Annotated in this window: 20 protein-coding genes; 13 read left to right on the forward strand and 7 right to left on the reverse strand. The window is 61.2% G+C overall.

The window, feature by feature from the left end:
- Positions 1 to 13 precede the first annotated feature (13 nt).
- Positions 14 to 2,008, reverse strand: a complete 1,995-nt coding sequence (locus OPU96_RS09885) for a sensor histidine kinase (protein WP_192299795.1) — start codon at positions 2,006 to 2,008, stop codon at positions 14 to 16.
- Positions 2,009 to 2,085: 77 nt separating this feature from the next.
- Between OPU96_RS09885 and OPU96_RS09890 the strand changes: the two genes are divergently transcribed.
- The gene (locus OPU96_RS09890) at positions 2,086 to 3,060 is read left to right on the forward strand and encodes an alpha/beta hydrolase family protein (protein ID WP_498559019.1); all 975 of its coding nucleotides are present in this window, start codon (positions 2,086 to 2,088) and stop codon (positions 3,058 to 3,060) included.
- A gap of 163 nt (positions 3,061 to 3,223) precedes the next feature.
- Here the strand turns inward: OPU96_RS09890 and OPU96_RS09895 are convergent, their stop codons facing one another.
- The 3 genes from OPU96_RS09895 to OPU96_RS09905 are packed head-to-tail and all read right to left on the reverse strand — an operon-like array spanning position 3,224 to position 5,689.
- Complete coding sequence (locus tag OPU96_RS09895; protein WP_192299797.1) at positions 3,224 to 3,991, reverse strand: TerB family tellurite resistance protein; 768 nt, start codon at positions 3,989 to 3,991, stop codon at positions 3,224 to 3,226.
- A gap of 1 nt (position 3,992) precedes the next feature.
- The gene (gene murU, locus OPU96_RS09900; RefSeq protein ID WP_498559020.1) at positions 3,993 to 4,667 is read right to left on the reverse strand and encodes an N-acetylmuramate alpha-1-phosphate uridylyltransferase MurU; all 675 of its coding nucleotides are present in this window, start codon (positions 4,665 to 4,667) and stop codon (positions 3,993 to 3,995) included.
- The gene (locus OPU96_RS09905; protein WP_498559021.1) at positions 4,664 to 5,689 is read right to left on the reverse strand and encodes an aminoglycoside phosphotransferase family protein; all 1,026 of its coding nucleotides are present in this window, start codon (positions 5,687 to 5,689) and stop codon (positions 4,664 to 4,666) included. Before OPU96_RS09905 ends, murU begins: the two co-directional genes overlap by 4 nt.
- A 130-nt stretch (positions 5,690 to 5,819) precedes the next feature.
- Between OPU96_RS09905 and OPU96_RS09910 the strand changes: the two genes are divergently transcribed.
- From OPU96_RS09910 to OPU96_RS09960, 11 genes are all read left to right on the forward strand, one after another.
- Positions 5,820 to 8,600, forward strand: coding sequence for an LPS-assembly protein LptD (locus OPU96_RS09910; protein ID WP_498559022.1), 2,781 nt, complete (start codon positions 5,820 to 5,822; stop codon positions 8,598 to 8,600).
- Positions 8,575 to 9,915 (forward strand): peptidylprolyl isomerase, encoded by a 1,341-nt coding sequence (locus tag OPU96_RS09915; RefSeq protein ID WP_498559023.1) that lies wholly within the window; start codon positions 8,575 to 8,577, stop codon positions 9,913 to 9,915. Before OPU96_RS09910 ends, OPU96_RS09915 begins: the two co-directional genes overlap by 26 nt.
- Positions 9,912 to 10,901: a 4-hydroxythreonine-4-phosphate dehydrogenase PdxA gene (gene pdxA, locus OPU96_RS09920; protein ID WP_192299802.1), complete on the forward strand. Its 990-nt coding sequence runs from the start codon at positions 9,912 to 9,914 to the stop codon at positions 10,899 to 10,901. The genes OPU96_RS09915 and pdxA overlap by 4 nt, the downstream gene beginning before the upstream one ends.
- Entirely contained in the window at positions 10,898 to 11,710 is an 813-nt protein-coding gene (rsmA, locus tag OPU96_RS09925; RefSeq protein ID WP_226454461.1) for a 16S rRNA (adenine(1518)-N(6)/adenine(1519)-N(6))-dimethyltransferase RsmA, read from the forward strand. The genes pdxA and rsmA overlap by 4 nt, the downstream gene beginning before the upstream one ends.
- 106 nt (positions 11,711 to 11,816) lie before the next feature.
- On the forward strand, positions 11,817 to 12,197 hold the full coding sequence (gene apaG / locus OPU96_RS09930) for a Co2+/Mg2+ efflux facilitator ApaG/CorD (protein ID WP_192299804.1): 381 nt from the start codon (positions 11,817 to 11,819) through the stop codon (positions 12,195 to 12,197).
- Positions 12,197 to 13,045, forward strand: a complete 849-nt coding sequence (locus tag OPU96_RS09935; protein WP_498559024.1) for a symmetrical bis(5'-nucleosyl)-tetraphosphatase — start codon at positions 12,197 to 12,199, stop codon at positions 13,043 to 13,045. Before apaG ends, OPU96_RS09935 begins: the two co-directional genes overlap by 1 nt.
- Before the next feature lie 9 nt (positions 13,046 to 13,054).
- Positions 13,055 to 13,384, forward strand: coding sequence for a thiosulfate sulfurtransferase GlpE (glpE, locus tag OPU96_RS09940; RefSeq protein ID WP_192299806.1), 330 nt, complete (start codon positions 13,055 to 13,057; stop codon positions 13,382 to 13,384).
- A 285-nt stretch (positions 13,385 to 13,669) separates the two neighbouring features.
- A complete protein-coding gene (locus OPU96_RS09945) occupies positions 13,670 to 15,592 on the forward strand; it encodes a PrkA family serine protein kinase (RefSeq protein WP_192299807.1) in 1,923 nt (640 codons plus the stop codon).
- Positions 15,593 to 15,705: 113 nt separating this feature from the next.
- On the forward strand, positions 15,706 to 16,977 hold the full coding sequence (locus OPU96_RS09950; RefSeq protein ID WP_016977872.1) for a YeaH/YhbH family protein: 1,272 nt from the start codon (positions 15,706 to 15,708) through the stop codon (positions 16,975 to 16,977).
- Positions 16,974 to 18,539, forward strand: a complete 1,566-nt coding sequence (locus OPU96_RS09955) for a SpoVR family protein (RefSeq protein WP_192299808.1) — start codon at positions 16,974 to 16,976, stop codon at positions 18,537 to 18,539. Before OPU96_RS09950 ends, OPU96_RS09955 begins: the two co-directional genes overlap by 4 nt.
- Before the next feature lie 63 nt (positions 18,540 to 18,602).
- Entirely contained in the window at positions 18,603 to 19,832 is a 1,230-nt protein-coding gene (locus OPU96_RS09960) for a multifunctional CCA addition/repair protein (RefSeq protein ID WP_498559025.1), read from the forward strand.
- A gap of 54 nt (positions 19,833 to 19,886) precedes the next feature.
- On the opposite strand, the gene folK is transcribed toward OPU96_RS09960, so the two are convergent.
- Positions 19,887 to 20,405 carry a 2-amino-4-hydroxy-6-hydroxymethyldihydropteridine diphosphokinase gene (gene folK / locus OPU96_RS09965; protein ID WP_226454463.1) on the reverse strand — a complete coding sequence of 173 codons (519 nt, stop codon included), beginning with the start codon at positions 20,403 to 20,405 and terminating at the stop codon, positions 19,887 to 19,889.
- Complete coding sequence (gene folB, locus OPU96_RS09970) at positions 20,396 to 20,749, reverse strand: dihydroneopterin aldolase (RefSeq protein WP_053131128.1); 354 nt, start codon at positions 20,747 to 20,749, stop codon at positions 20,396 to 20,398. Before folB ends, folK begins: the two co-directional genes overlap by 10 nt.
- A gap of 74 nt (positions 20,750 to 20,823) precedes the next feature.
- Between folB and plsY the strand changes: the two genes are divergently transcribed.
- Positions 20,824 to 21,393 (forward strand): glycerol-3-phosphate 1-O-acyltransferase PlsY, encoded by a 570-nt coding sequence (gene plsY / locus OPU96_RS09975; RefSeq protein ID WP_105524764.1) that lies wholly within the window; start codon positions 20,824 to 20,826, stop codon positions 21,391 to 21,393.
- Between the two features lie 30 nt (positions 21,394 to 21,423).
- Here the strand turns inward: plsY and tsaD are convergent, their stop codons facing one another.
- Complete coding sequence (gene tsaD, locus OPU96_RS09980) at positions 21,424 to 22,449, reverse strand: tRNA (adenosine(37)-N6)-threonylcarbamoyltransferase complex transferase subunit TsaD (protein ID WP_192299811.1); 1,026 nt, start codon at positions 22,447 to 22,449, stop codon at positions 21,424 to 21,426.
- Positions 22,450 to 22,572: the final 123 nt, after the last annotated feature.

Here is a 22,572-nt window from a genome sequence, read left to right on the forward strand (position 1 = left end):
CTTCCTCTTGGTGTTATGCATCCAACGGCACCGTGACACTCAGGGTGGTGCCCTCCCCCAACTCGCTGTCCAGGCTCAACTGCCCGCCCATGATCAACACGCGCTCACGCATGCCGACCAGGCCAAACGATACCGGGCGGCCCTGGGCCTGGACAAAACCGACGCCGTCATCGCTGATGGTCAGCCGCAAGTCCGAATCCTCCACAGCCAGGGTCAGTTCGACAGTATGCGCCTGGGCATGGCGCATCACATTGGTCAGCGCCTCCTGCAGGATGCGGAACAGGCCGATGGCCTTGGCATCGCTCAAGGCGGGCAGATTATCCGGAACCTGCACCAGGCAGGGAATCTGCGTACGCGCTTCGAAGCGCCGCGCCTGCCATTCGATGGCCGAGGCGATCCCGGCGTCGAGAATCGGCGGGCGCAACGCGGTGGCCACATCGCGCACCAATTGGAACAGTTGGGCGATCAGGCGCTTCATGCTGTTCAGGCGCTCCTGCAGGCCGGGGTCGAGTTGGGCGTAGGCCAACTCGCACATGGAGGTTTCCAGCTTGAGCACGGTGAGCATCTGTCCCAGTTCGTCGTGCACTTCGCGGGCGATGCGCGCTTTTTCTTCTTCACGCACGGTTTCCAGGTGCGCGGACAGTTCGCGCAGTTGCGCCTCGCTCTGCAGCAACGCGGCCACGTAGCGACGGCGTTCGGTGACGTCATTGAGGTAGACCACCAGGTATTCGCCGTCGGCAAAGCGCAGGAAGCTCAACGACACATCGGCCGGCAGGATGCTGCCATCGGCGCGCAGGCAGTCGGTGGCAAAGTTCTGCGGGGCGTCGTCGCTGGCGCGGGCGCGCTTCCACAGGTTGAGCCAACGGTCCATGTCCAGGGTCGGATCAAAATCGATCAGCGGTCGCTCGATCAAGGCTCCGGGCGCGTAGCCAAGCATGCTTTCCGCCGCACGGTTGGCGTAGCGCACATGGCTGTCCCAGTTGACCCACAGAATGCCGACGGTGCTTTGATCGATGGAAAACTGCGTCAACCGCAACGCCTCGGCGCCCGCCGCACGCGCGGCGCTTTCTTCCCGCGCGCCGAGCAAGCTGTGCTCCAGGCCGCGCAACTGGCGCCGCTGCCAGAACAGCGCCGCCAGGCCGGCCAGCAGCAACAGGCCGAGCAGCAGGCTGAGGTTTTGCCACAGCCCTGGCGACTCCGACAACCGCGGGTATTTGGGTTGCAGCCAGCGGGTGTGCAGTTGGTCCAGATCCCGGGCGGGGATCGCGCGCAGCGCACTTTGCATGATCCCGGCCAGTTCCGGCCATTCGCGACGCGTGGCCACCCGCAGCAATTGCGGCAGGCCGATGTCCCCCACCACCGCCAGCCCGGCGAATTCCGCCTCACCCGACAGCCGGCTCAATTGCGCCTCATCCACCACGGCGTAGCGCGCTTGCTGGCTGAGCAGCAATTGCAAGGCCTGGCGCTCCATGGGCACGCCTTGCAGGTTCAGTTTGGGATAGGTACTGCGCAGGTAGTCGGCCACGGCACTGGGCATACGCACGGCGATGCGTGAGAGTTCGTCGAGTTTTTCCAACTCGACGGCGCCGCCACCTTCACGGGTCCCGACGATATGTTGGGGCACCCGCATATACGGATCGGTGAACAACCACAGGCGCAAACCGGCCGGGGTTTGCTGCAAGCCGGGGGCGATGTCGACCTCACCGTCGCGCAACGCCTCTTCCAGTTGCTCCTGGGTGGGAAAGTTGCGCCAGCTCAGTTCGATGTTCAACGCCTTGGCCAGCCACTGCATCAACTCGACATTGGCCCCCGACAAGCGCTGCAAGCGCCGGTCGTACTGCGCGTAGGGCGCCTGCAGCACCAGGCCGACGCGCAGCTGCGGGTGCGCGGCCAACCATTCCCGTTGCCCGGCATCCAGCTGCGCTTGCGGCGCCGCAGAGACAGGCGTGGCTCCCGCCATCAAGGGAAACCACAAACAGCCGATAACCAGCAGACAGCGAAAACCCATGATCCACGTCTCACATCACTGACAAATACTGACCAACCCATTAGGCTGCTGGAATCACTTACGGCCGGAAACCAACGATGCCACCTCGAAACCGCTCGGCACTGCCAGCATTGTGCCTGTCGCTGCTCTTTACCAGCGGCTTTTCTGCGCAGGCCGCCGATGCGCCTGCCCCCGCCGCCGAAACACCTGCCGTGCGCCAACCCCTGCCGGAGCGTAGCCAGGAAGATGCCAGCGCCCTGGAACGCCAGGTTCCGCGCGAGGAACAGCAACAACTGCAGGCCGCCAGCGATACCTTCCTGGCCTTGTGGAAACCGGCCAACAGCGCCGAACCCGAAGGCGTGGTGATTATCGTACCGGGCGCCGGCGAAAGTGCTGACTGGCCGCAAGCAATTGCACCGCTGCGGCGCAAACTGCCCAATGCCAATTGGGGCACCCTCAGCCTCTCGCTGCCCGACATCAACATCGACACCTTGCCACCTCGGGTGATCGAAGCGCCGAAGGCAGCGGTCGACACCAGCAGCAAAGACGGCAGCACCGCCGCCAAGCCCATCGAACAAGCGGCCAGCGCCGAAGCCGAAGGCACCGATCCGGCGGTGGTGCCAGGTGCGGACGAGAGCGACAAAACCGACGCCAAGCGCATCTTCGACCGCATCGACGCCGCCGTCGCCTTCGCCCAGACCCAGGGTGCGCGCAGTGTGGTGCTGCTCGGCCACGGCACCGGCGCCTGGTGGGCAGCGCGTTATCTCAGCGAGAAACAACCGGCCCAGGTGCAGAAACTGGTGATGGTCGCCGGCAAAACGCCCGCAGGTCGCCAGCCGAATTTGCAACAACTGGCTCCGGAGCTGAAGGTGCCCACGGCGGATGTGTTCTATCAAGACGCCGCCCAGGATCGCAAGGCAGCTCTGGAGCGCGTCCAGGCCGCCAAGCGATCGAAAAATGACGGTTATAAGCAGGTGTCACTTAAAACCGTGCCGGGCAACAGCGCGGCGGAGCAGGAGCAGCTGTATCGACGGATTCGTGGCTGGCTGAGCCCGCAGGCAACCGCCAACTGATCGCAGACTCAAAGAACACCGAGAACACCGCTGATCCCCTTGTGGGAGCGGGCTTGCTCGCGAAGGCGGAGTATCAGTCACAGATGTTTTGACTGAACCACCGCATTCGCGAGCAAGCCTACTCCCACATTGGAATGGGTTATCAAATCAAGACTGGCGACGACTAGCGGAAATCCCGGCGCTCGCGAATCAATGCAAACGCGCTGTGCAGCTCGCGGGTACGTTCGGTGGCCTCAAGCACTTGCGCGGGACTTGCGCCAGTGCCAGCAATCTTGTCCGGATGGTGGCGGCTGAGCAGGCGCCGATAGGCACGTTTGATCACCGCAGGTTCAGTGGTGGCCGTCACGGCGAGCAGGCGCAACGCGTCCTGATAGGACATCCCCCGGCTCACCAGCGGTTTGCGTTCCGGCTTGTAGTCAGTCGCCAATGCCTGCAACTGTTGCGGCGTCCAGCCCAGCCATTTACCCCATTGCTCGATCAGATCGCGCTCGGCGTCATCCGCCTTGCCGTCCGCCCAGACCATGCGCCAACAGGCACGCAATACACCTTCCGCGGCATGGGGCTGGGCCTTGAGCACGCGCAAGTAGCTGCGCACGCGGTCGGTGCCGGACTTGCCGCGGTTGAACGCGGCAATCGCCCGGCGCTGGGCAGGCTCGGACATATCCAGCGCGCGCATTTCCTGGCGCGCCTGCTGGATATGCCCGTCGACGATCCGGCCATTGCTTTTGGCCAGGCGACCCAGCAGCACAAACAACAACTCGTCGTTGCGCAACGCTGGCCGCCCACCGAGGCGCTCGCGCAGCTGCGCCCAGTTTTGCAGGTGCAACCGCCGATCCAGCGCCTGCCCCAACAGCGCACCCAACATGGCCCCCGGAATACTGGCAATGGCAAAGCCAGCCCCGGCGCCGATCAGCGTCCCTGGCCACAGCATGTTACTGCCCCGCTGTCAGCAGGGTTTCGACTTGCGCCAGGCGCTCCAGCGTACCGACATCAATCCAGCGTCCCGCCATGTGCTCCCCCGTTACCAAATCCTTGGCCATCGCCGCCCGCAACAGCGGCGCCAGCTTAAAGGCACCGGCGCTGCAATCCGTGAACAGCTGCGGGTCGAGCACAGAAATGCCACTGAAGGTCAGGTTATCGGCACCGGGCGCAGCATCATGAAGCAAACCTTGATCGAGGTAGAAATCACCGCCCGAGGGGTGATGTGCCGGGTTATCGACCATCACCAGATGGGCCAGGCCCTGGAGCGGCTGGCGCAGTCGGCTGAAATCGTAGTCGGTCCAGATGTCGCCGTTGACCACCAGAAATGGCTCATCCCCCAGCAACGGCAAGGCCTGGAAAATCCCGCCACCAGTCTCCAGCGGTTCGCCCTCCGGCGAGTACTGGATACGCAAGCCGAACTGCGCGCCGTCGCCCAGGTAACTTTCGATCTGCTGGCCGAGCCAGGCATGGTTGATCACGATTTCAGTGAAACCGGCCTTGGCCAGCGCCTCCAGGTGATACTCGATAAGGCGCTTGCCGCCGGCCTGCACCAACGGCTTGGGCGTGTGCAGGGTGAGCGGACGCATCCGCTCACCTTTGCCGGCGGCCAGGATCATGGCCTTCATACAGTCGCCTCGGCGGGCTGGCGCAGGCTGGTCAGCAGTTCGGCCAATTCGCCCAGCTCAGGGCGATCCGCCAGCACCGCTTCTATATAAGCAAAGAAGCGCGGTACATCGGCCAGGTAGCGGGGTTTGCCGTCGCGATGGCAGATCCGCGCAAAAATGCCGATGACCTTGAGGTGACGCTGCACGCCCATCAGGTCGCTGGCGCGCAGAAAGTCATCAAATTGCGCCTGTACCGCAATTCCGGCCTGCACAGCGCGCTCCCAGTAGCCGCGCTGCCATTCACGCACACGAGCCTGGGGCCAGCTGAGGAACGCATCCTTGAACAGGCAGGTGATGTCGTAGGTCACCGGGCCGTAGACCGCGTCCTGGAAGTCCAGTACGCCGGGGTTGGGCGTGCTGATCATCAGGTTGCGCGGCATGTAGTCGCGGTGCACCAGCACTTTCGGCTGGGCCAGGGCGCTGTCGATCAGCAGGTCGCTGGCGCGTTGCCAAAGCGCTTGCTGGTGGGTATCCAGTTCACGACCCAGGTGGCGACGCACGTACCACTCGGGAAACAATTCCAGCTCGCGGCGCAGCAAAGCCACGTCATAGCTGGGCAGTGGCGCGTCCATCGGCAATTGCTGGAAGGCCAGCAGGGCGTTGATGGCATCGGCGAACAATGGGTCGGCGTTTTGCTCGTCGATCACGTCCAGATAGGTTTTTGTGCCCAGGTCATTGAGCAAAAGAAAGCCGCGCGGCAAATCTTCTGCATAAATTTTTGGCACATTTATTCCCGATTTCGCCAGCAAATGCGCGATATCGACGAAAGGTTTGCAGTTTTCCTGGGGGGGTGGGGCGTCCATCACGACGAACGTGCGACCACCGCCTTCCCAGCGGAAGTAACGCCTGAAACTCGCGTCGCTGCTGGCTGCGGTCAATGTTGCCGGGGGTACGGCACCCCAGCCTTGAGCGTTGAAAAGGATCGGTAACTGCTCATCCAGCCAGACTTCCAGCTGTTGTAAACGTAGATCTTGCTCGGGCATTACAAGGGTCTCCGACGGCGCTAGCCGTCAAGCGGGGCATGCTTTATTATCACGCATCTTTTTCAGACCATCGAGAGGCGTGCGGCCCAAACCGCGGGCAGATGGCACGCAGGAAGCCCGGACTAATAAGATGGCATTGAAATCCCCCGCGTTTCGTAGAAAATTTCCGTTGCTGGTAACCGGCAGTCTGCTGGCCTTGCAACCCTTCGCCACCTCATTCGTGGTCGCCGCGGAACAGTATGACTGCTCAGTCTCTGCTTCGGGTGCCTGGGATTGCGCGCCGAAAACCGCCGCAGCCCCATTGCCACCGCGTCCGGTGCACGACGGTGCCGCCGCTGGCTCGACCGCCGTTGCGTCGCAAGGCGAAACCGGCGGCAGCGCCGACGCCGCGCCGCAGACCGCACTGGTCACCGAATCCAAGGGCCGTGGCCTGCGTTCGCGCAGCGCCGACTACAGCCACCTGGACTGGGTACCCCGCGAGAAGCTGACCGCTGCCCAACTGGCCGAAACCGGCCCGTATTGCGGCGGTGCGTATATCGAGCCGACTCGTCCTGGCATGAACGACAAGACGAAACAGAGCGATGCGCCGACCTTCATCGGTGCCAAGGCCTCTCGTTACGAGCAGGAACAACAGGTCGCGACCCTGGCCGGTGACGTCGTCATGCGTCAGGGCAGCATGCAGATGGAATCCGATGAGGCCAGCCTGTATCAGGCCGAGAACCGTGGCGAGCTGAACGGCAAGGTCCGTCTGCGCGACAACGGCGCGCTGATCGTCGGCGACCATGCCGAAGTCCAGCTGGATACCGGTGCGGCACAGATCGACAACGCCGAATACGTGATGCACAAGTCGCGTATCCGCGGCAGCGCGCTGTACGCCAAGCGTGCCGAAAACGCGATCATCCGTCTCAAGGACGGTACGTACACCACCTGCGAGCCGGACAGCAACGCCTGGCAGCTCAAGGGCAACAACATCACGTTGAACCCGGCGACCGGTTTCGGTACGGCCACCAACGCGACGTTGCGGATCAAGAACATTCCGATCCTGTACACCCCTTACATCTATTTCCCGATCGACGACCGTCGTCAGTCCGGCTTCTTGCCGCCGAGCTTCAGCACCGGCAGCGAAACCGGCTTTACCCTGGTCACGCCGTACTACTTCAACCTGGCGCCCAACTACGATGCCACGTTGTACCCGCAATACATGACCAAGCGCGGCATGTTGATGGAAGGCGAATTCCGCTACCTCACCAAGTCCAGCGAAGGTCAGTTCGGCGGCGCGTACCTGAATGACGATAGCGACGAGCGCAAGAAGCAGACCGATTACGAAAAAACCCGCTATATGCTCAATTGGCAGCACAGGGGTGGGCTGGATTCACGCCTGACGACTCAGGTCGACTACACCAAGATCAGCGATCCGTACTACTTCCAGGACCTCAAGGCCTATCAGGAAGGTGTGGAAAGTCGCGACTTCCTGAACCAGCAAGGTTCGGTGGCCTACCGTGGCGACTCCTATCAGGCGCGCCTGAATGTGCAGGCTTACCAGCTGGCGACGATTTCCCAGATCACGCCGTATGACCGTTTGCCGCAGATCACCTTTAACGGTGCACTGCCTTACCATCCGGGCGGCCTGGATTTCACTTACGAGACCGAAGCAGTTCGGTTTGAGCGAAATCTTCTAAGTGGCGACTTTGTTTCTCAGGATGGGGTAACAGTCACCCCTCGCCTGGACACCAATGTCAGAGGCCTGACCCGTGCAAACGGTACTCGCCTGAACGCTGCCCCGGCTGTCTCATACCCGATGGAGTCGACCTACGGTTTCATTACGCCGAAGCTCAAGTACGTCTACACCAAGTACGATCTGGACCTGGACAATGTAGGCAAGACCTACATGGCCACAAATGGCCAGAAGTTCAAGAGTTCACAAGACCGTGCCGTGCCAGTCGCCAGTGTCGACAGCGGCCTGTACTTCGACCGCGACACCAACTGGTTCGGCAAAGATTATCGCCAGACTCTTGAACCGCGCGCCTTCTACTTGTACGTACCGAACAAGGACCAGAGCGACATCCCGGTATTCGACACCAGTGAGTACTCGTTCAACTACGCCTCGCTGTTCCGTGACAACCGCTTCAGCGGCTCCGACCGGATCGGCGACGAGAACAAGCTCTCCCTGGGTGTGACCAGCCGCTGGATCGAAGAAAACGGCTTCGAACGTCAGCGCGTCGCCGTCGGCCAGGCGGTGTATTTCAAGGATCGCGAAGTCCAACTGCCAGGTGTACTCGCCGCCGACCGTGCCGACGCACAGTCCGACGTATCGCCAATCGCCCTGGACTACGAGTTCCGCTTCAACCGCGACTGGCGCGCCACTGCCGACTACAACTGGGACACCGAGAACCACAGTCCTCGTTCCGGCAGCGCGATGTTCCACTACCAGCCGGAAGACAACCCGAACAAGGTCGTCAACCTCGGCTACCGCTATCGCAACGATCAGGTGGTGTACAACCAGCTGACCGGCAAATGGCAGTTCGGTGGTGACTACGGTAAGGAAGGCGATCCGAACTTCGTGAAGGATTACTACAAAATCCAGCAACACGACTTCTCGATGATGTGGCCGATCGTTCCACAGTGGAACCTGATCACCCGCTGGCAGTATGACTATGCCCGCAACCGTACCCTGGAAGCCTTCGGTGGTTTCGAGTACGACAACTGCTGCTGGAAACTGCGTGTCATCAACCGTTACTGGGTTGCCAACGACGAATACAGCCAGATCGCCCCGCTTAACGAAAAGGGTGACCACGGGCTCTTCCTGCAGATCGTCCTCAAAGGACTCGGCGGCCTGACCGGCGCCAAGGTAGAGAGCTTCCTCGACAAAGGCATTGAAGGTTATCGTGAACGTGAAGACCAAGCTTTCTGATTGTCTGCGCCCGCTCGTACTGGGCGCGCTGTTCCTGGGTACCGCATCGGCACACGCTGCGGTTCAACAGCTGGATAAAGTGGTGGCCATCGTCGATAACGACGTGATCATGCAGAGCCAGCTGGACCAACGCGTCAAGGAAGTTCAGCAAACCATCGCCAAGCGTGGCGGTGGCGTGCCACCGACCAGCGTGCTGGACCAACAGGTGCTGGAACGCCTGATCGTCGAGAACCTGCAACTGCAGATCGGCGAGCGTTCGGGCATCCGTATTTCGGACGAAGAACTGAACCAGGCGGTTGGCACCATCGCTCAACGCAACAATATGAGCATTGACCAGTTCCGCGCTGCCCTGGCCCGCGATGGCCTGTCCTATGAGGACGCCCGTGACCAGATCCGTCGCGAAATGATCATCAGCCGTGTACGTCAGCGTCGCGTAGCTGAGCGGGTGCAGGTCTCCGAGCAGGAAGTGAAGAACTTCCTGGCCTCGGACCTGGGCAAGATGCAGCTTTCCGAAGAACTGCACCTGGCCAACATCCTGATCCCTACCCCGGACAGCGCCAACTCCGAACAGCTCAATGCAGCAGCGGCGAAAACCCAGGAAATCTACAACCAGCTCAAGCAAGGTGCCGACTTTGCTCAGATGGCTATCGCCAAGTCAGGCAGCGACAACGCCCTGGACGGCGGTGACATGGGCTGGCGTAAAGCCGCTCAATTGCCACCTCCGTTCGATCGTGAGCTGAGCGCCATGCAGCCGGGTGAAATCACTCAGCCAGCACGTACGCCGGGCGGCTTCATCATCCTGAAGTTGCTGGAGAAACGCGGCGGCGAGACCTCGCTGAAAGACGAAGTGCACGTTCGTCATATCCTGGTCAAACCTAGCGAAATCCGCACCGAAGCCCAGACCAAGGAACTGGCCCAGAAGATCTACGACCGCATCCAAAGCGGTGAAGACTTCGCCACCCTGGCCAAGAGCTTCTCGGAAGACCCGGGTTCCGCCCTCAACGGCGGCGACCTGAACTGGATCGACCCGAAAGCCCTGGTGCCGGAGTTCCAACAGGTGATGGCCGATACCCCGCAGGGTGTATTGTCCAAGCCGTTCAAGACCCAATATGGCTGGCACGTGCTGGAAGTCCTTGGCCGTCGCGCCACCGACAACACCAGCCAGGCCCGCGAGCAACAAGCCCTGTCCGTACTGCGTAACCGCAAATACGACGAAGAGCTGCAAACCTGGCTGCGTCAGATCCGTGACGAAGCCTACGTAGAAAACAAGCTGCCAGGCGCCGAGCAAACAGGCACCGACCAGGCAACCCAGTGAAACCCCAGCGTTTCGCGGTAACACCCGGCGAGCCGGCCGGCATTGGTCCAGACCTGTGCCTGCTGCTCGCCTCGCACCCCCAGCCACACCCCCTGATTGCCATTACCAGCCGTGACCTGCTCCTTGAGCGGGCCGCGCAGCTGGGTGTGGTTGTCAGTTTGCTGGACGTGGCGCCAGGCAACTGGCCCGACCTGCCCGCCCCCGCCGGCAGCCTGTATGTGTGGGACACCCCACTGCAGGCCAAGGTAATTGCCGGCCAACTGGACAAAGCCAACGCCGCGTTTGTGCTGCAAACCCTGACCCGTGCCGGCCAAGGCTGCATCGACGGCGACTTCGCCGGGATGATCACCGCACCGGTGCACAAGGGCGTGATCAACGAATCCGGGATCGCCTTTTCCGGGCATACCGAATTCCTCGCCGAACTGACCCACACCGAACAAGTCGTGATGATGCTGGCCACCCGCGGCCTGCGCGTCGCCCTGGTGACCACGCACCTGCCGCTGCGTGAAATTGCCGACGCCATCACCGTCGAGCGGGTGGAGCGCGTCACGCGCATCCTGCACGCCGACCTGCAACAGAAATTCGGCATCGCCCAACCGCGTATCCTGGTCTGTGGGCTCAACCCCCACGCCGGTGAAGGCGGCCACTTGGGCCATGAAGAAATCGACATCATCGAACCCACCCTGGAGCGTCTGCGCCAAGAAGGCATGGACCTGCGCGGCCCATTGCCTGCAGACACTCTGTTTACCCCCAAATATCTGGAGCACTGCGACGCAGTGCTGGCGATGTACCATGACCAGGGGCTGCCGGTGCTTAAATACAAAGGCTTCGGCGCCGCCGTCAACGTGACACTGGGCCTGCCGATCATCCGCACCTCCGTCGACCATGGCACTGCCCTGGACCTGGCGGGCAGCGGCAAGATCGATACCGGCAGCCTGCACGTGGCCCTGGAAACCGCCTATCAGATGGCCGAGACCCGTATATGACCGAGCATTACCAACACCGGGCGCGCAAGCGCTTCGGGCAAAACTTCCTGCACGACGCTGGCGTGATCGACCGCATCCTGCGCTCCATCCATGCCAAACCCGAAGACCGTCTGCTGGAAATCGGCCCGGGCCAGGGCGCACTGACCCAAGGCCTGCTGGCCAGCGGTGGGCAACTGGACGTAGTGGAACTGGACAAGGACTTGATCCCGATCCTCAACCAGCAGTTCGCCAACAAGCCCAACTTCAACCTGCACCAGGGCGATGCGCTGAAGTTCGACTTCAACAGCCTCAACGCCGCGCCGAACAGCCTGCGCGTGGTGGGCAACCTGCCGTACAACATCTCTACGCCGCTGATTTTCCACCTGCTGAATAACGCAGGGATCATCCGCGACATGCACTTCATGCTGCAAAAGGAAGTGGTCGAGCGCCTGGCCGCAGGGCCTGGCGGCGGTGATTGGGGCCGCTTGTCGATCATGGTCCAGTACCACTGCCGCGTCGAACACCTGTTCAATGTCGGCCCTGGCGCATTCAACCCGCCGCCGAAGGTCGATTCGGCCATCGTGCGCCTGGTGCCACACGCTGTACTGCCGCATCCGGCCAAGGATCACAAGCTGCTGGAACGCGTGGTACGCGAGGCCTTCAACCAGCGTCGCAAGACCCTGCGCAACACGCTCAAGGCTTTGCTGAGCAATGCTGAAATCGAAGCCGCCGGCGTCGACGGCGGCTTGCGCCCCGAGCAGCTGGACCTGGCTGCATTCGTGCGCCTGGCCGACCAGCTTGCCATCCAGCCAGCGCCCGCCGCGGACTGAAGCCTGCCGAGCACAGGCCAGACGGCATGTCTGGCCTAGTGCCCGCCTCTTGGCCTAGACTGATCCGCATCTGCTGTCCTCCGCTTTTGCTTTTAAGGCCTTTCGCATGTCCGATCCTCGCTATCAGATCGACGTCAGCGTCGTCACCCGCTTCCTCGCGGACCAATCGCAACCTGAACAGAACCGCTTCGCCTTTGCCTACACCATCACGGTGAAAAACAACGGGCTGGTGCCGGCCAAGTTGCTATCACGCCACTGGGTGATCACCGATGGTGACGGTCAGGTCGAGGAAGTACGCGGTGCCGGCGTCGTCGGCCAGCAACCGTTGATCGACTGCGGCGCCAGCCACACCTACAGCAGCGGCACGGTGATGACCTCCAAGGTCGGTACCATGCAAGGTTCCTATCAGATGAAAGCAACGGACGGCCAGCTGTTCGACGCCGTCATCGCACCCTTCCGCCTCGCCGTGCCAGGAGCCCTGCACTGATGGCGACGTACGCGGTCGGCGACCTGCAAGGCTGCCTGGAGCCCCTCAAATGCTTACTTGAGCGCGTGGCCTTCGACCCGAAAAGCGACCGCCTGTGGCTGGTCGGTGATCTGGTCAACCGCGGCCCCGAATCCCTGGAGACCCTGCGCTACTTATATAGCCTGCGCGATTCCCTGGTCTGCGTGCTGGGCAACCACGACCTGCACTTGCTGGCGGCGGATAGAAACGTCGAACGCCTGAAAAAAAGCGACACCCTGCGGGAGATCCTCGACGCACCGGACCGGGCCGATTTGCTCGATTGGCTGCGCCGACAAAAGCTCATGCACTATGACGAGGCCCGCAACATGGCCCTCGTGCATGCCGGCATCCCGCCGCAATGGACGCTGAAGAAAGCCCTCAAGTGCGCTGCCGAAGTCGAGGCGGCTCTGGCCGATGACAACCTGTACACCGCCTACCTCGACGGCATGTACGGCAACGATCCGGTGAAATGGGACAACGACCTGACCGGCGTCGCCCGCCTGCGGGTGATCACCAACTACTTCACGCGCATGCGCTTCTGCACCGCCGAAGGCAAGCTGGATCTCAAGAGCAAGGAAGGCGCCGACACCGCGCTGCCCGGCTACAAACCCTGGTTCGCCCACAAGGACCGCAAGGCCGCCGGCACAAAGATCATCTTTGGCCACTGGGCAGCCCTCGAAGGCAAGTGCACCGAGCCCGGTATATTTGCCCTCGACACCGGCTGCGTGTGGGGCGGTGCCATGACCCTGATGAACATCGACACCGGCGAGCGACACAGCTGCCAGTGCGAATCGCCTCTTTCCGTTACCCTGCCGGCCGCCAAGCCCTAGGAGCCCCCCATGAGCGAATTCAAACGCATCTCTCCCGAACAAGCCCAGGCCCTGCGCGAGAAAGGCGCAGTGGTTGTCGACATCCGCGACCAACCGACTTTTGCCGCTGCACACATCAGCGGCGCCCAGCACCTGGACAACCACAACATCGCCGACTTCATCCGCGCCGCCGACCTCGACGCACCGGTGATCGTGGGTTGCTACCACGGCAATTCCAGCCAGAGCGCAGCGGCCTACCTGATCAGCCAGGGCTTCTCCGACGTCTACAGCCTGGACGGTGGCTTTGAGCTGTGGCGTACGACCTTTCCTGCGGAAATTTCCTCAGGCGACTCGCAATAATTTTTTTCACACCCCGCTACCCCGCGTGACGCTTGGGCTCGCGCCGTTTCTGACGAACGGCGCAGCCAAACTAATTACGCATCGTGCCTTGACCTCCCTGATTCCGAACTATCCTTAAGCGCAGGCCATCCGAATCAGGGGAGAGCCGGTACACCGGCGTGCGGGTCATCGGTAGCGTTTCAGGGTGTTCTGGGGGGAAAACGGCCATTGGCGTCTGCCAATGACTGCCAGCATCGACTGATTGATCCGGCGTCGGCTCCACGTATCGAGCGAGGTGACGACGTCATGAGTATTTTTAGCCACTTCAAAAACCGCTTCGAATCCACACAGCAGGAGGAACTCACGCTGCAAGAGTACCTCGAGCTGTGCAAACAGGATCGCAGCACCTACGCGTCTGCCGCCGAACGTCTGCTGCTGGCGATAGGCGAGCCGCAATTGATAGACACCTCGAACAATTCGCGGCTGTCGCGAATATTCTCCAACAAGGTGATCCGTCGCTATCCGGCCTTTGAAGACTTCCATGGCATGGAAGAATGCATCGACCAGATCGTCTCCTACTTCCGCCATGCGGCCCAGGGCCTGGAAGAGAAGAAACAGATCCTCTACCTGCTCGGCCCCGTCGGTGGCGGTAAATCGTCCCTGGCCGAAAAACTCAAACAACTGATCGAAAAAGTGCCCTTCTACGCCATCAAGGGCTCGCCGGTGTTCGAGTCGCCCCTGGGCCTGTTCAACGCCACCGAAGATGGCGCGATCCTCGAAGAAGATTTCGGCATTCCCCGGCGCTACCTCAACACCATCATGTCGCCCTGGGCCACCAAGCGCCTGGCCGAATTCGGTGGTGACATCAGCCAGTTCCGCGTGGTCAAGCTCTACCCCTCGATCCTTAACCAGATCGGCGTGGCCAAGACCGAACCGGGCGACGAGAACAACCAGGACATCTCGGCGCTGGTGGGCAAAGTCGATATTCGCAAACTGGAAGAGTTCCCACAGAACGACGCCGACGCCTACAGCTACTCGGGCGCGCTGTGCCGGGCGAACCAGGGCCTGATGGAGTTCGTGGAGATGTTCAAGGCACCGATCAAGGTGCTGCACCCACTGCTCACCGCCACCCAGGAAGGCAACTACAACAGTACCGAAGGCCTCGGCGCGATTCCGTTCACCGGCATCCTGCTGGCCCACTCCAACGAATCGGAGTGGCACACCTTCCGCAACAACAAGAACAACGAAGCCTTCATCGACCGGATCTATATCGTCAAGGTGCCGTACTGCCTGCGGGTCAGCGATGAGATCAAGATCTACGACAAACTGCTGTTCAACAGCTCCCTGGCCAAGGCCCATTGCGCGCCCGACACCCTGAAGATGCTCGCCCAGTTCACCGTGCTGTCGCGCCTCAAGGAGCCGGAGAACTCGAATATCTACTCGAAGATGCGCGTGTACGACGGCGAGAACCTCAAGGACACCGATCCAAAGGCCAAGTCGATCCAGGAATACCGCGACACCGCTGGTGTGGACGAGGGCATGAACGGCCTGTCGACACGCTTTGCGTTCAAGATCCTGTCCAAGGTCTTCAACTTCGACCCCCACGAGATCGCCGCCAACCCGGTGCACCTGCTCTACGTGCTGGAACAGCAGATCGAACAGGAACAATTCCAGGCCGAGACCCGCGAGCGCTACCTGCGGTTCCTCAAGGAATACCTGGCACCGCGCTACATCGAGTTCATCGGCAAGGAAATCCAGACCGCGTACCTGGAGTCCTACAGCGAGTACGGCCAGAACATCTTCGACCGCTACGTGCTGTACGCCGATTTCTGGATCCAGGACCAGGAATACCGCGACCCGGAAACCGGCGAGATCCTCAACCGCGTAGCCCTCAATGAGGAACTGGAAAAGATCGAAAAACCGGCCGGCATCAGCAACCCGAAAGATTTCCGCAACGAAATCGTCAACTTCGTGCTGCGTGCCCGGGCCAACAACAACGGCAAGAACCCCACCTGGCTCAGCTACGAGAAGCTGCGGGTGGTCATCGAGAAGAAAATGTTCTCCAACACCGAGGACCTGCTGCCGGTCATCAGCTTCAATGCCAAGGCCAGCAAGGAGGATCAGCAAAAACACAACGACTTCGTCACACGCATGGTCGAACGTGGCTACACCGACAAACAGGTACGGCTGCTCTCCGAGTGGTATCTGCGGGTGCGCAAATCGCAGTAAGGCAGCGACAAGCGTGCAGTGCCAGGCCTCGGGCCTGGCTACTGACCGCCTGTCTTTAAGCTTCCAGCTCGCAGTTTGAAGCTTGTAACGTGAAGCTGCCCGGAGGGCTCCCCATGAGCTATGTGATCGACCGACGCCTCAATGGCAAGAACAAGAGCACGGTAAACCGCCAGCGTTTCCTGCGGCGTTACCGTGACCACATCAAAAAGGCCGTTGAAGAGGCCGTGAGCCGCCGCTCCATCACCGACATGGAGCATGGCGAACAAATCAGCATTCCCGGCCGGGACATCGACGAACCGGTGCTGCACCACGGCCGGGGCGGCAAACAGACTGTCGTGCACCCCGGCAACAAGGAGTTCACCACCGGCGAACATATCCAACGCCCCCAAGGCGGTGGCGGTGGCAAAGGCCCGGGCAAGGCCGGCAACTCCGGCGAGGGCATGGACGAGTTCGTGTTCCAGATCACCCAGGAAGAGTTCCTCGAATTCATGTTCGAAGACCTGGAACTGCCCAATCTGGTCAAGCGCAACCTGACCGGCACCGATACCTTCAAGACTGTGCGTGCCGGGATCAGCAACGAGGGCAATCCGTCTCGCATCAATATCATCCGCACCCTGCGCTCGGCCCATGCGCGGCGTATTGCACTGTCCGGCAGCAGCCGCGCCAAGCTCAAGGAAGCCAAGGAAGAATTGGCGCGTCTAAAACGCGAAGAGCCGGACAACTTCGGCGATATTCAGGAAATCGAGGCAGAAATCGAGAAACTCAGTGCGCGCATTCACCGCGTGCCGTTCCTCGACACCTTCGACCTGAAGTACAACCTGCTGGTCAAGCAGCCCAACCCCAGTTCGAAGGCCGTGATGTTCTGCCTGATGGACGTGTCCGGCTCCATGACCCAAGCCACCAAGGACATCGCCAAGCGCTTCTTCATCCTGCTGTACCTGTTCCTGAAACGGAACTACGACAAGATCGACGTGGTGTTTATCCGCCATCACACCAGCGCCCGGGAAGTGGACGAAGAAGAGTTCTTCTACTCACGGGAAACCGGCGGCACCATCGTCTCCAGCGCACTGAAGCTGATGCAGGAGATCATGGCCGAACGTTACCCGGCCAACGAATGGAACATCTACGCCGCCCAAGCCTCGGACGGCGACAACTGGAACGACGATTCGCCCATCTGCCGCGACATCCTGATCAACCAGATCATGCCGTTCGTGCAGTACTACACTTATGTTGAGATTACCCCCCGTGAGCACCAGGCCCTGTGGTTCGAATACGAGCGCATCGGCGAAGCCTTTGCCGACACGTTCGCCCAGCAGCAACTGGTCTCGGCCGGCGACATCTACCCGGTCTTCCGTGAACTCTTCCAGCGCAGGTTAGTGACATGACCGCCAAAAAAGAGCAAAAGCGCCAACCCATTTCCACGGGGTCCGAGTGGACCTTTGAACTGATCCAGGCCTATGACCGGGAAATCAGCCGTATTGCGGCGGGTTATGCCCTGGACACCTACCCCAACCAGATCGAAGTGATCACTGCCGAACAGATGATGGACGCCTATGCCTCCGTGGGCATGCCCTTGGGTTATCACCATTGGTCCTACGGCAAGCACTTCCTCAGCACCGAGAAGTCCTACAGCCGCGGCCAGATGGGCCTGGCCTACGAGATCGTGATCAACTCCGACCCGTGCATCGCCTATTTGATGGAAGAAAACACCATCTGCATGCAGGCATTGGTAGTGGCGCATGCCTGCTACGGGCACAACAGCTTCTTCAAGGGCAATTACCTGTTCCGTACCTGGACCGACGCCAGCTCGATCATCGACTATCTGGTATTCGCCAAGCAGTACATCATGCAGTGCGAGGAGCGCCACGGCATCGATGCGGTGGAAGATCTGCTCGACTCCTGCCATGCGCTGATGAACTACGGCGTCGATCGCTACAAACGCCCGTACCCGATTTCCGCCGAGGAAGAACGCCTGCGCCAAAAGGAGCGCGAGGAGCATCTGCAGAAACAGATCAACGACCTATGGCGCACCATTCCGAAAAAGACCGGTAAAAACAGCGACAAGGACAATGCGCGCTTCCCCGCCGAACCCCAGGAAAACATCCTGTACTTCCTGGAAAAACACGCGCCGCTGCTGGAGCCGTGGCAACGGGAAATCGTGCGCATCGTGCGCAAGATCGCCCAATACTTTTATCCACAACGCCAGACCCAGGTGATGAACGAAGGCTGGGCGACGTTCTGGCACTACACGCTGATGAACGACCTGTACGACGAAGGCCTGGTCACCGACGGTTTCATGATGGAGTTCCTCACATCCCACACCAGCGTAGTATTCCAGCCCGGCTTCGACAGCCCGTATTACAGCGGCATCAACCCCTATGCGCTGGGCTTTGCCATGTACCGCGACATCCGGCGCATGTGCGAACACCCCACCGAGGAGGACCGCCGCTGGTTCCCGGAAATCGCCGGCAGCGATTGGTTGTCGACCATCAAGTTCGCCATGAGCAGCTTCAAGGATGAGAGTTTCATCCTGCAATACCTGTCCCCCCAGGTGATTCGCGACCTCAAGCTATTCAGCATCCTCGACGACGATCTCAAGGACGACCTGGTGGTACCGGCCATCCACGACGAACCCGGCTACCGCATCATCCGTGAAACCCTGGCGGCGCAGTACAACCTGGGCAACCGCGAACCCAACGTGCAGATCTACAGCATCGACGTGCGCGGTGACCGTTCGCTGACCCTGCGCCACCAGCAACACGACCGCAAACCCCTGGGCGAGTCCACCGAGGAAGTGCTCAAGCACCTGCATCGGCTCTGGGGCTTCGACATCCACCTGGAAACCCTGCAGGGCGATCAGGTGATGAAAACCCACCACGTGCCCCCGCGCACCGATCACAACGACAACGACTACGGCCGCCTGGACCTTGCCGTCGTCCACCTCTGAAACGGCAAAGCCTCCATTGGCAGGGCACAGGCGGTATCCTGTGCGGCTAATGGAGGCTTTTTCATGAAAATCTACAAAGTCGGCGGTGCGGTACGGGATCGCCTGCTGGGCATCCCGGTCACCGACATCGACCGCGTTGTCGTGGGTGCCACGGCAGAAGAGATGCTCGCCAAGGGCTACAAGCCGGTGGGCTCGGACTTCCCAGTGTTCCTCGACCCGAAAAACGGTGACGAATACGCCCTCGCCCGCACCGAGCGCAAGAGCGGCCGGGGTTACGGTGGCTTTGTGTTCCACGCCAGCCCTGACGTCACGCTGGAAGAAGACCTGATCCGCCGCGACCTGACCATCAATGCCATGGCAGAGGATGATGACGGCAACCTGACCGATCCTTATAACGGGCAGCGCGATCTCAAAGCGCGCATTTTACGTCACGTTTCCCCCGCATTTGCCGAAGATCCCCTTCGAGTCCTGCGTGTTGCCCGCTTCGCCGCGCGCTACGCGCCCTTGGGTTTTCGCGTCGCACCAGAAACCCTGGAGCTGATGCGTCGACTCAGTGAATCCGGCGAACTGGAAGCCCTGACTCCGGAGCGCAGTTGGAAGGAAATCTCCCGCGCACTGATGGAGGATCAGCCACAGGTATTTATCCAAGTGCTGCGCGACTGCGCCGCCCTGAAAACCTTGATGCCGGAAGTGGATGCCCTCTTCGGCGTGCCGCAACCCGCCGCGCACCACCCCGAGATCGACACGGGCGTGCATACCTTGAGCGTGCTGGAACAGGCCGCCCTACACACACAGCCGCTGACTGTGCGCTGGGCCTGCCTGCTGCATGACCTGGGCAAGGGCCTGACGCCTGTGGATAAGTTGCCACAGCACATTGCGCACGAATACACCGGCCTCAAACTGATCAAGGCGGTCAACGAACGCTTCAAGGTGCCGCGAGATTGCCAGGAACTGGCACTGTTGGTGGGCCAATATCACACCCACGGCCACCGGGCACTGGAGCTGAAGGCCTCGACTTTACTGGAATTACTGCAGAGTTTTGACGTGTACCGTCGACCACAGCGCTTTGAAGAGTTTGTGGTCGCCTGCGAAATGGATGCCCGGGGCCGCAAGGGTTTCGAGCAGCGTAGTTATCCACAGGCGGATTATCTACGCGGCGCTGCCAAGGCCGCGCGGGAGGTGGCGGTGGCGCCATTGCTGGAGAAGGGCTTCAAAGGCCCGGAACTGGGCGAGGCGCTCAAACGCGAACGGCTCAAGGCGCTGAAAACCTACAAAGAGCAACACAACCTGTAAACGCCAATCCACCGTGGCGCGGGGGCGCCGCGCCCCCCAGCGCTCGCCACAGGCCTACAGAAGCTCATCGGGCGTGAGTTGCTGGCCTTGCCATTCAAACCCGACAGGCGCCAGCACCTGGTCGATCTGTGCATCGCGCCACAGGTCGCCAAGGGTCCTGCCCACCTCAGGATGCACACGCTGCGGCGCCATCAGTGACAGCGGCCACAGCACGAAGGCGTTCTTGAGGATCTCTGCTCGCGGCAGGATCAAACCATCGAAATCGCCCACCAGGTCACCATACAGCAGTACGTCGATGTCCAGCGGCAAGCCTTTGCGGTCCGGCGCATAGCGACCGTTATCGGCCTCGATGGATTTCAAGCGACGATCCAACTCCATCAATGACAGGTCGGTATAGGCCGACACCACCAGATTAAAGAACGGACCGCTCTTGATGCCCACCGGCTGGCTTTCGAACACAGCCGAGCAACGTATTTCCGTCAGAAAGCTCGCCAATGCATCAAGACCGGCGCGCAGGTGGGTCTCGCGATCAATATTGCTGCCAAGGCCAAGGTAAATCTGAGTTAGCGACATCCGCGCTCGATCTCCACGCCCACGCCCTTGGCGGCCGGCACAGCCCCAGGCTTGGTCAACTTGAGGTGCAGCCAGGGAATCTGGAACTCGCTCATCAACACTTCGGCCAGACGCTCGGCGAAGGTTTCCACAAGCTGGTATTGGGATTGCTCGGCAAACGCCTGGATGCGCGTGCTAACGCTGGCGTAATCCAGGGCCAGGGTCAGGTCGTCACCGGCCGCAGCCGGGCGGTTGTCCCAGGCGAAGCTCAGGTCCAGGCGCAGGCATTGGCGGATTCCGCGCTCCCAGTCGTAGGCCCCGATCACGGTGTCGACTTCCAGGCCTTCGATAAACACTCTGTCCAAGCACTCTTCTCCGCAGCACGACAAGGGCGCGATGCCCCGTTAGAATCAGGGCGTCCTCGCCCGGAATAGTTAGCATGTTTTGGTCACTGGCGATTTTCGCCTACCTGCTCGGCTCGCTGTCCTTCGCCATTTTGCTCAGCCGCCTGACGGGAAATCCCGATCCGCGAATGAGTGGTTCAGGCAATGCCGGCGCCACCAATATGTTGCGCCTGGCGGGCAAGAAGCTCGCCGTGCTGACGCTGCTGGGCGATCTGTGCAAGGGCCTGTTGCCCGTGCTGATCGCCAGCCTCGCCGGCCTTACCCTGCAACAGCAGGCCTGGGTCGGCGTGTGTGCCGTCCTCGGCCATCTGTTCCCACTGTACTTCCGCTTTCGCGGTGGCAAAGGTGTCGCCACGGCGGCCGGCATGTTGCTGGGGATCTACCCGCCAGCAGCGTTGCTGGCCGTTATCGCCTGGCTGCTGACGTTCTACCTGACCCGCACCAGCTCACTCGCCGCACTGATCGCCACCCCGCTGACCCTGCCGCTGCTGGCCTGGCAGGAGCCGGCGGCACTGTTGCCGATGAGCGTGCTGACATTGCTGATCGTCTGGCGCCACCGCGGCAATTTACGCGACCTGTTTGCCGGGCGCGAACGGCATTTTTAAATACCCGCTCACGTTGCCCCATGCAAAGGCTTACAACGCAGACAACTGCTCCATCGGCCAGCGCGCCTGCACGCTGATCGCCAGACTCTCATGCTGCCCGGCCTGCAGGCGCTGGCAGCCGGCGTAGGCGATCATCGCGCCATTGTCGGTGCAGAACTCGGGGCGCGCGTAGAACACGTCGCCCTTCATGTCGCCGAGCATTTTTTCCAACGACGTGCGCAAGGCCTTGTTGGCGCTGACGCCACCGGCAATCACCAGGCGCTTCATGCCCGCCTGTTTCAGCGCACGCTTGCACTTGATGGTCAAAGTCTCCACCACGGCCTGCTGGAACGCCAGCGCGATGTCGCAACGGGCTTGCTGGCTGTCGTCTCCGGCGCTGACGCTGTGCTGCCAGGTATTCAACGCGGAGGTCTTCAAGCCGCTGAAGCTGAACATCAAACCCGGGCGATCGCACATCGGACGCGGGAAGGTGTAGCGACCGGCGACGCCTTTTTCGGCAAGCCGTGCGATTTCCGGACCGCCTGGATAGTTGAGGCCCATCATCTTCGCGGTTTTGTCGAAGGCTTCGCCGGCGGCGTCGTCCAGGGATTCACCCAGCAGCGTGTATTGGCCGATGCCATCCACCTGAACCAGCTGCGTATGGCCGCCGGAAACCAACAAAGCGACGAACGGGAACTCTGGCGGTGTTTTTTCCAGCATTGGAGCCAATAAATGGCCTTCCATATGGTGCACGCCAAGGGCCGGAATGCCCCAGGCGAAGGCCAGTGCCTGGGCGCAAGAGGCCCCAACCAGCAGGGCTCCGACCAATCCTGGGCCAGCCGTGTAGGCAATCGCATCGATCTCGGTCGGCACGCAACCGGCCTCGTCCAGCACCTGGCGAATCAACGGCAGCATGCGTTTGACGTGATCTCGGCTGGCAAGCTCCGGCACCACGCCGCCATAGGCGCGGTGCAGGTCGATCTGACTGAACAGTGCATCGGCCAAAAGCCCGCGTTCACTGTCGTAAAGTGCGACACCGGTTTCGTCGCAGGAGGTTTCAAGTCCCAGTACTAGCATGGGTTTGCGCCTTGTAGAGGCTGAATTCGAAGGCGCGCATAATAGTCGCCACTCCCCCTCCCGACTAGCGGTTTTCGATCAGAGGCTTTGCATTCCGGCCAATGAGGGGTTAACATCCGCAAC

The sequence above is a fragment of the Pseudomonas sp. RP-B7 genome (assembly GCF_059803535.1).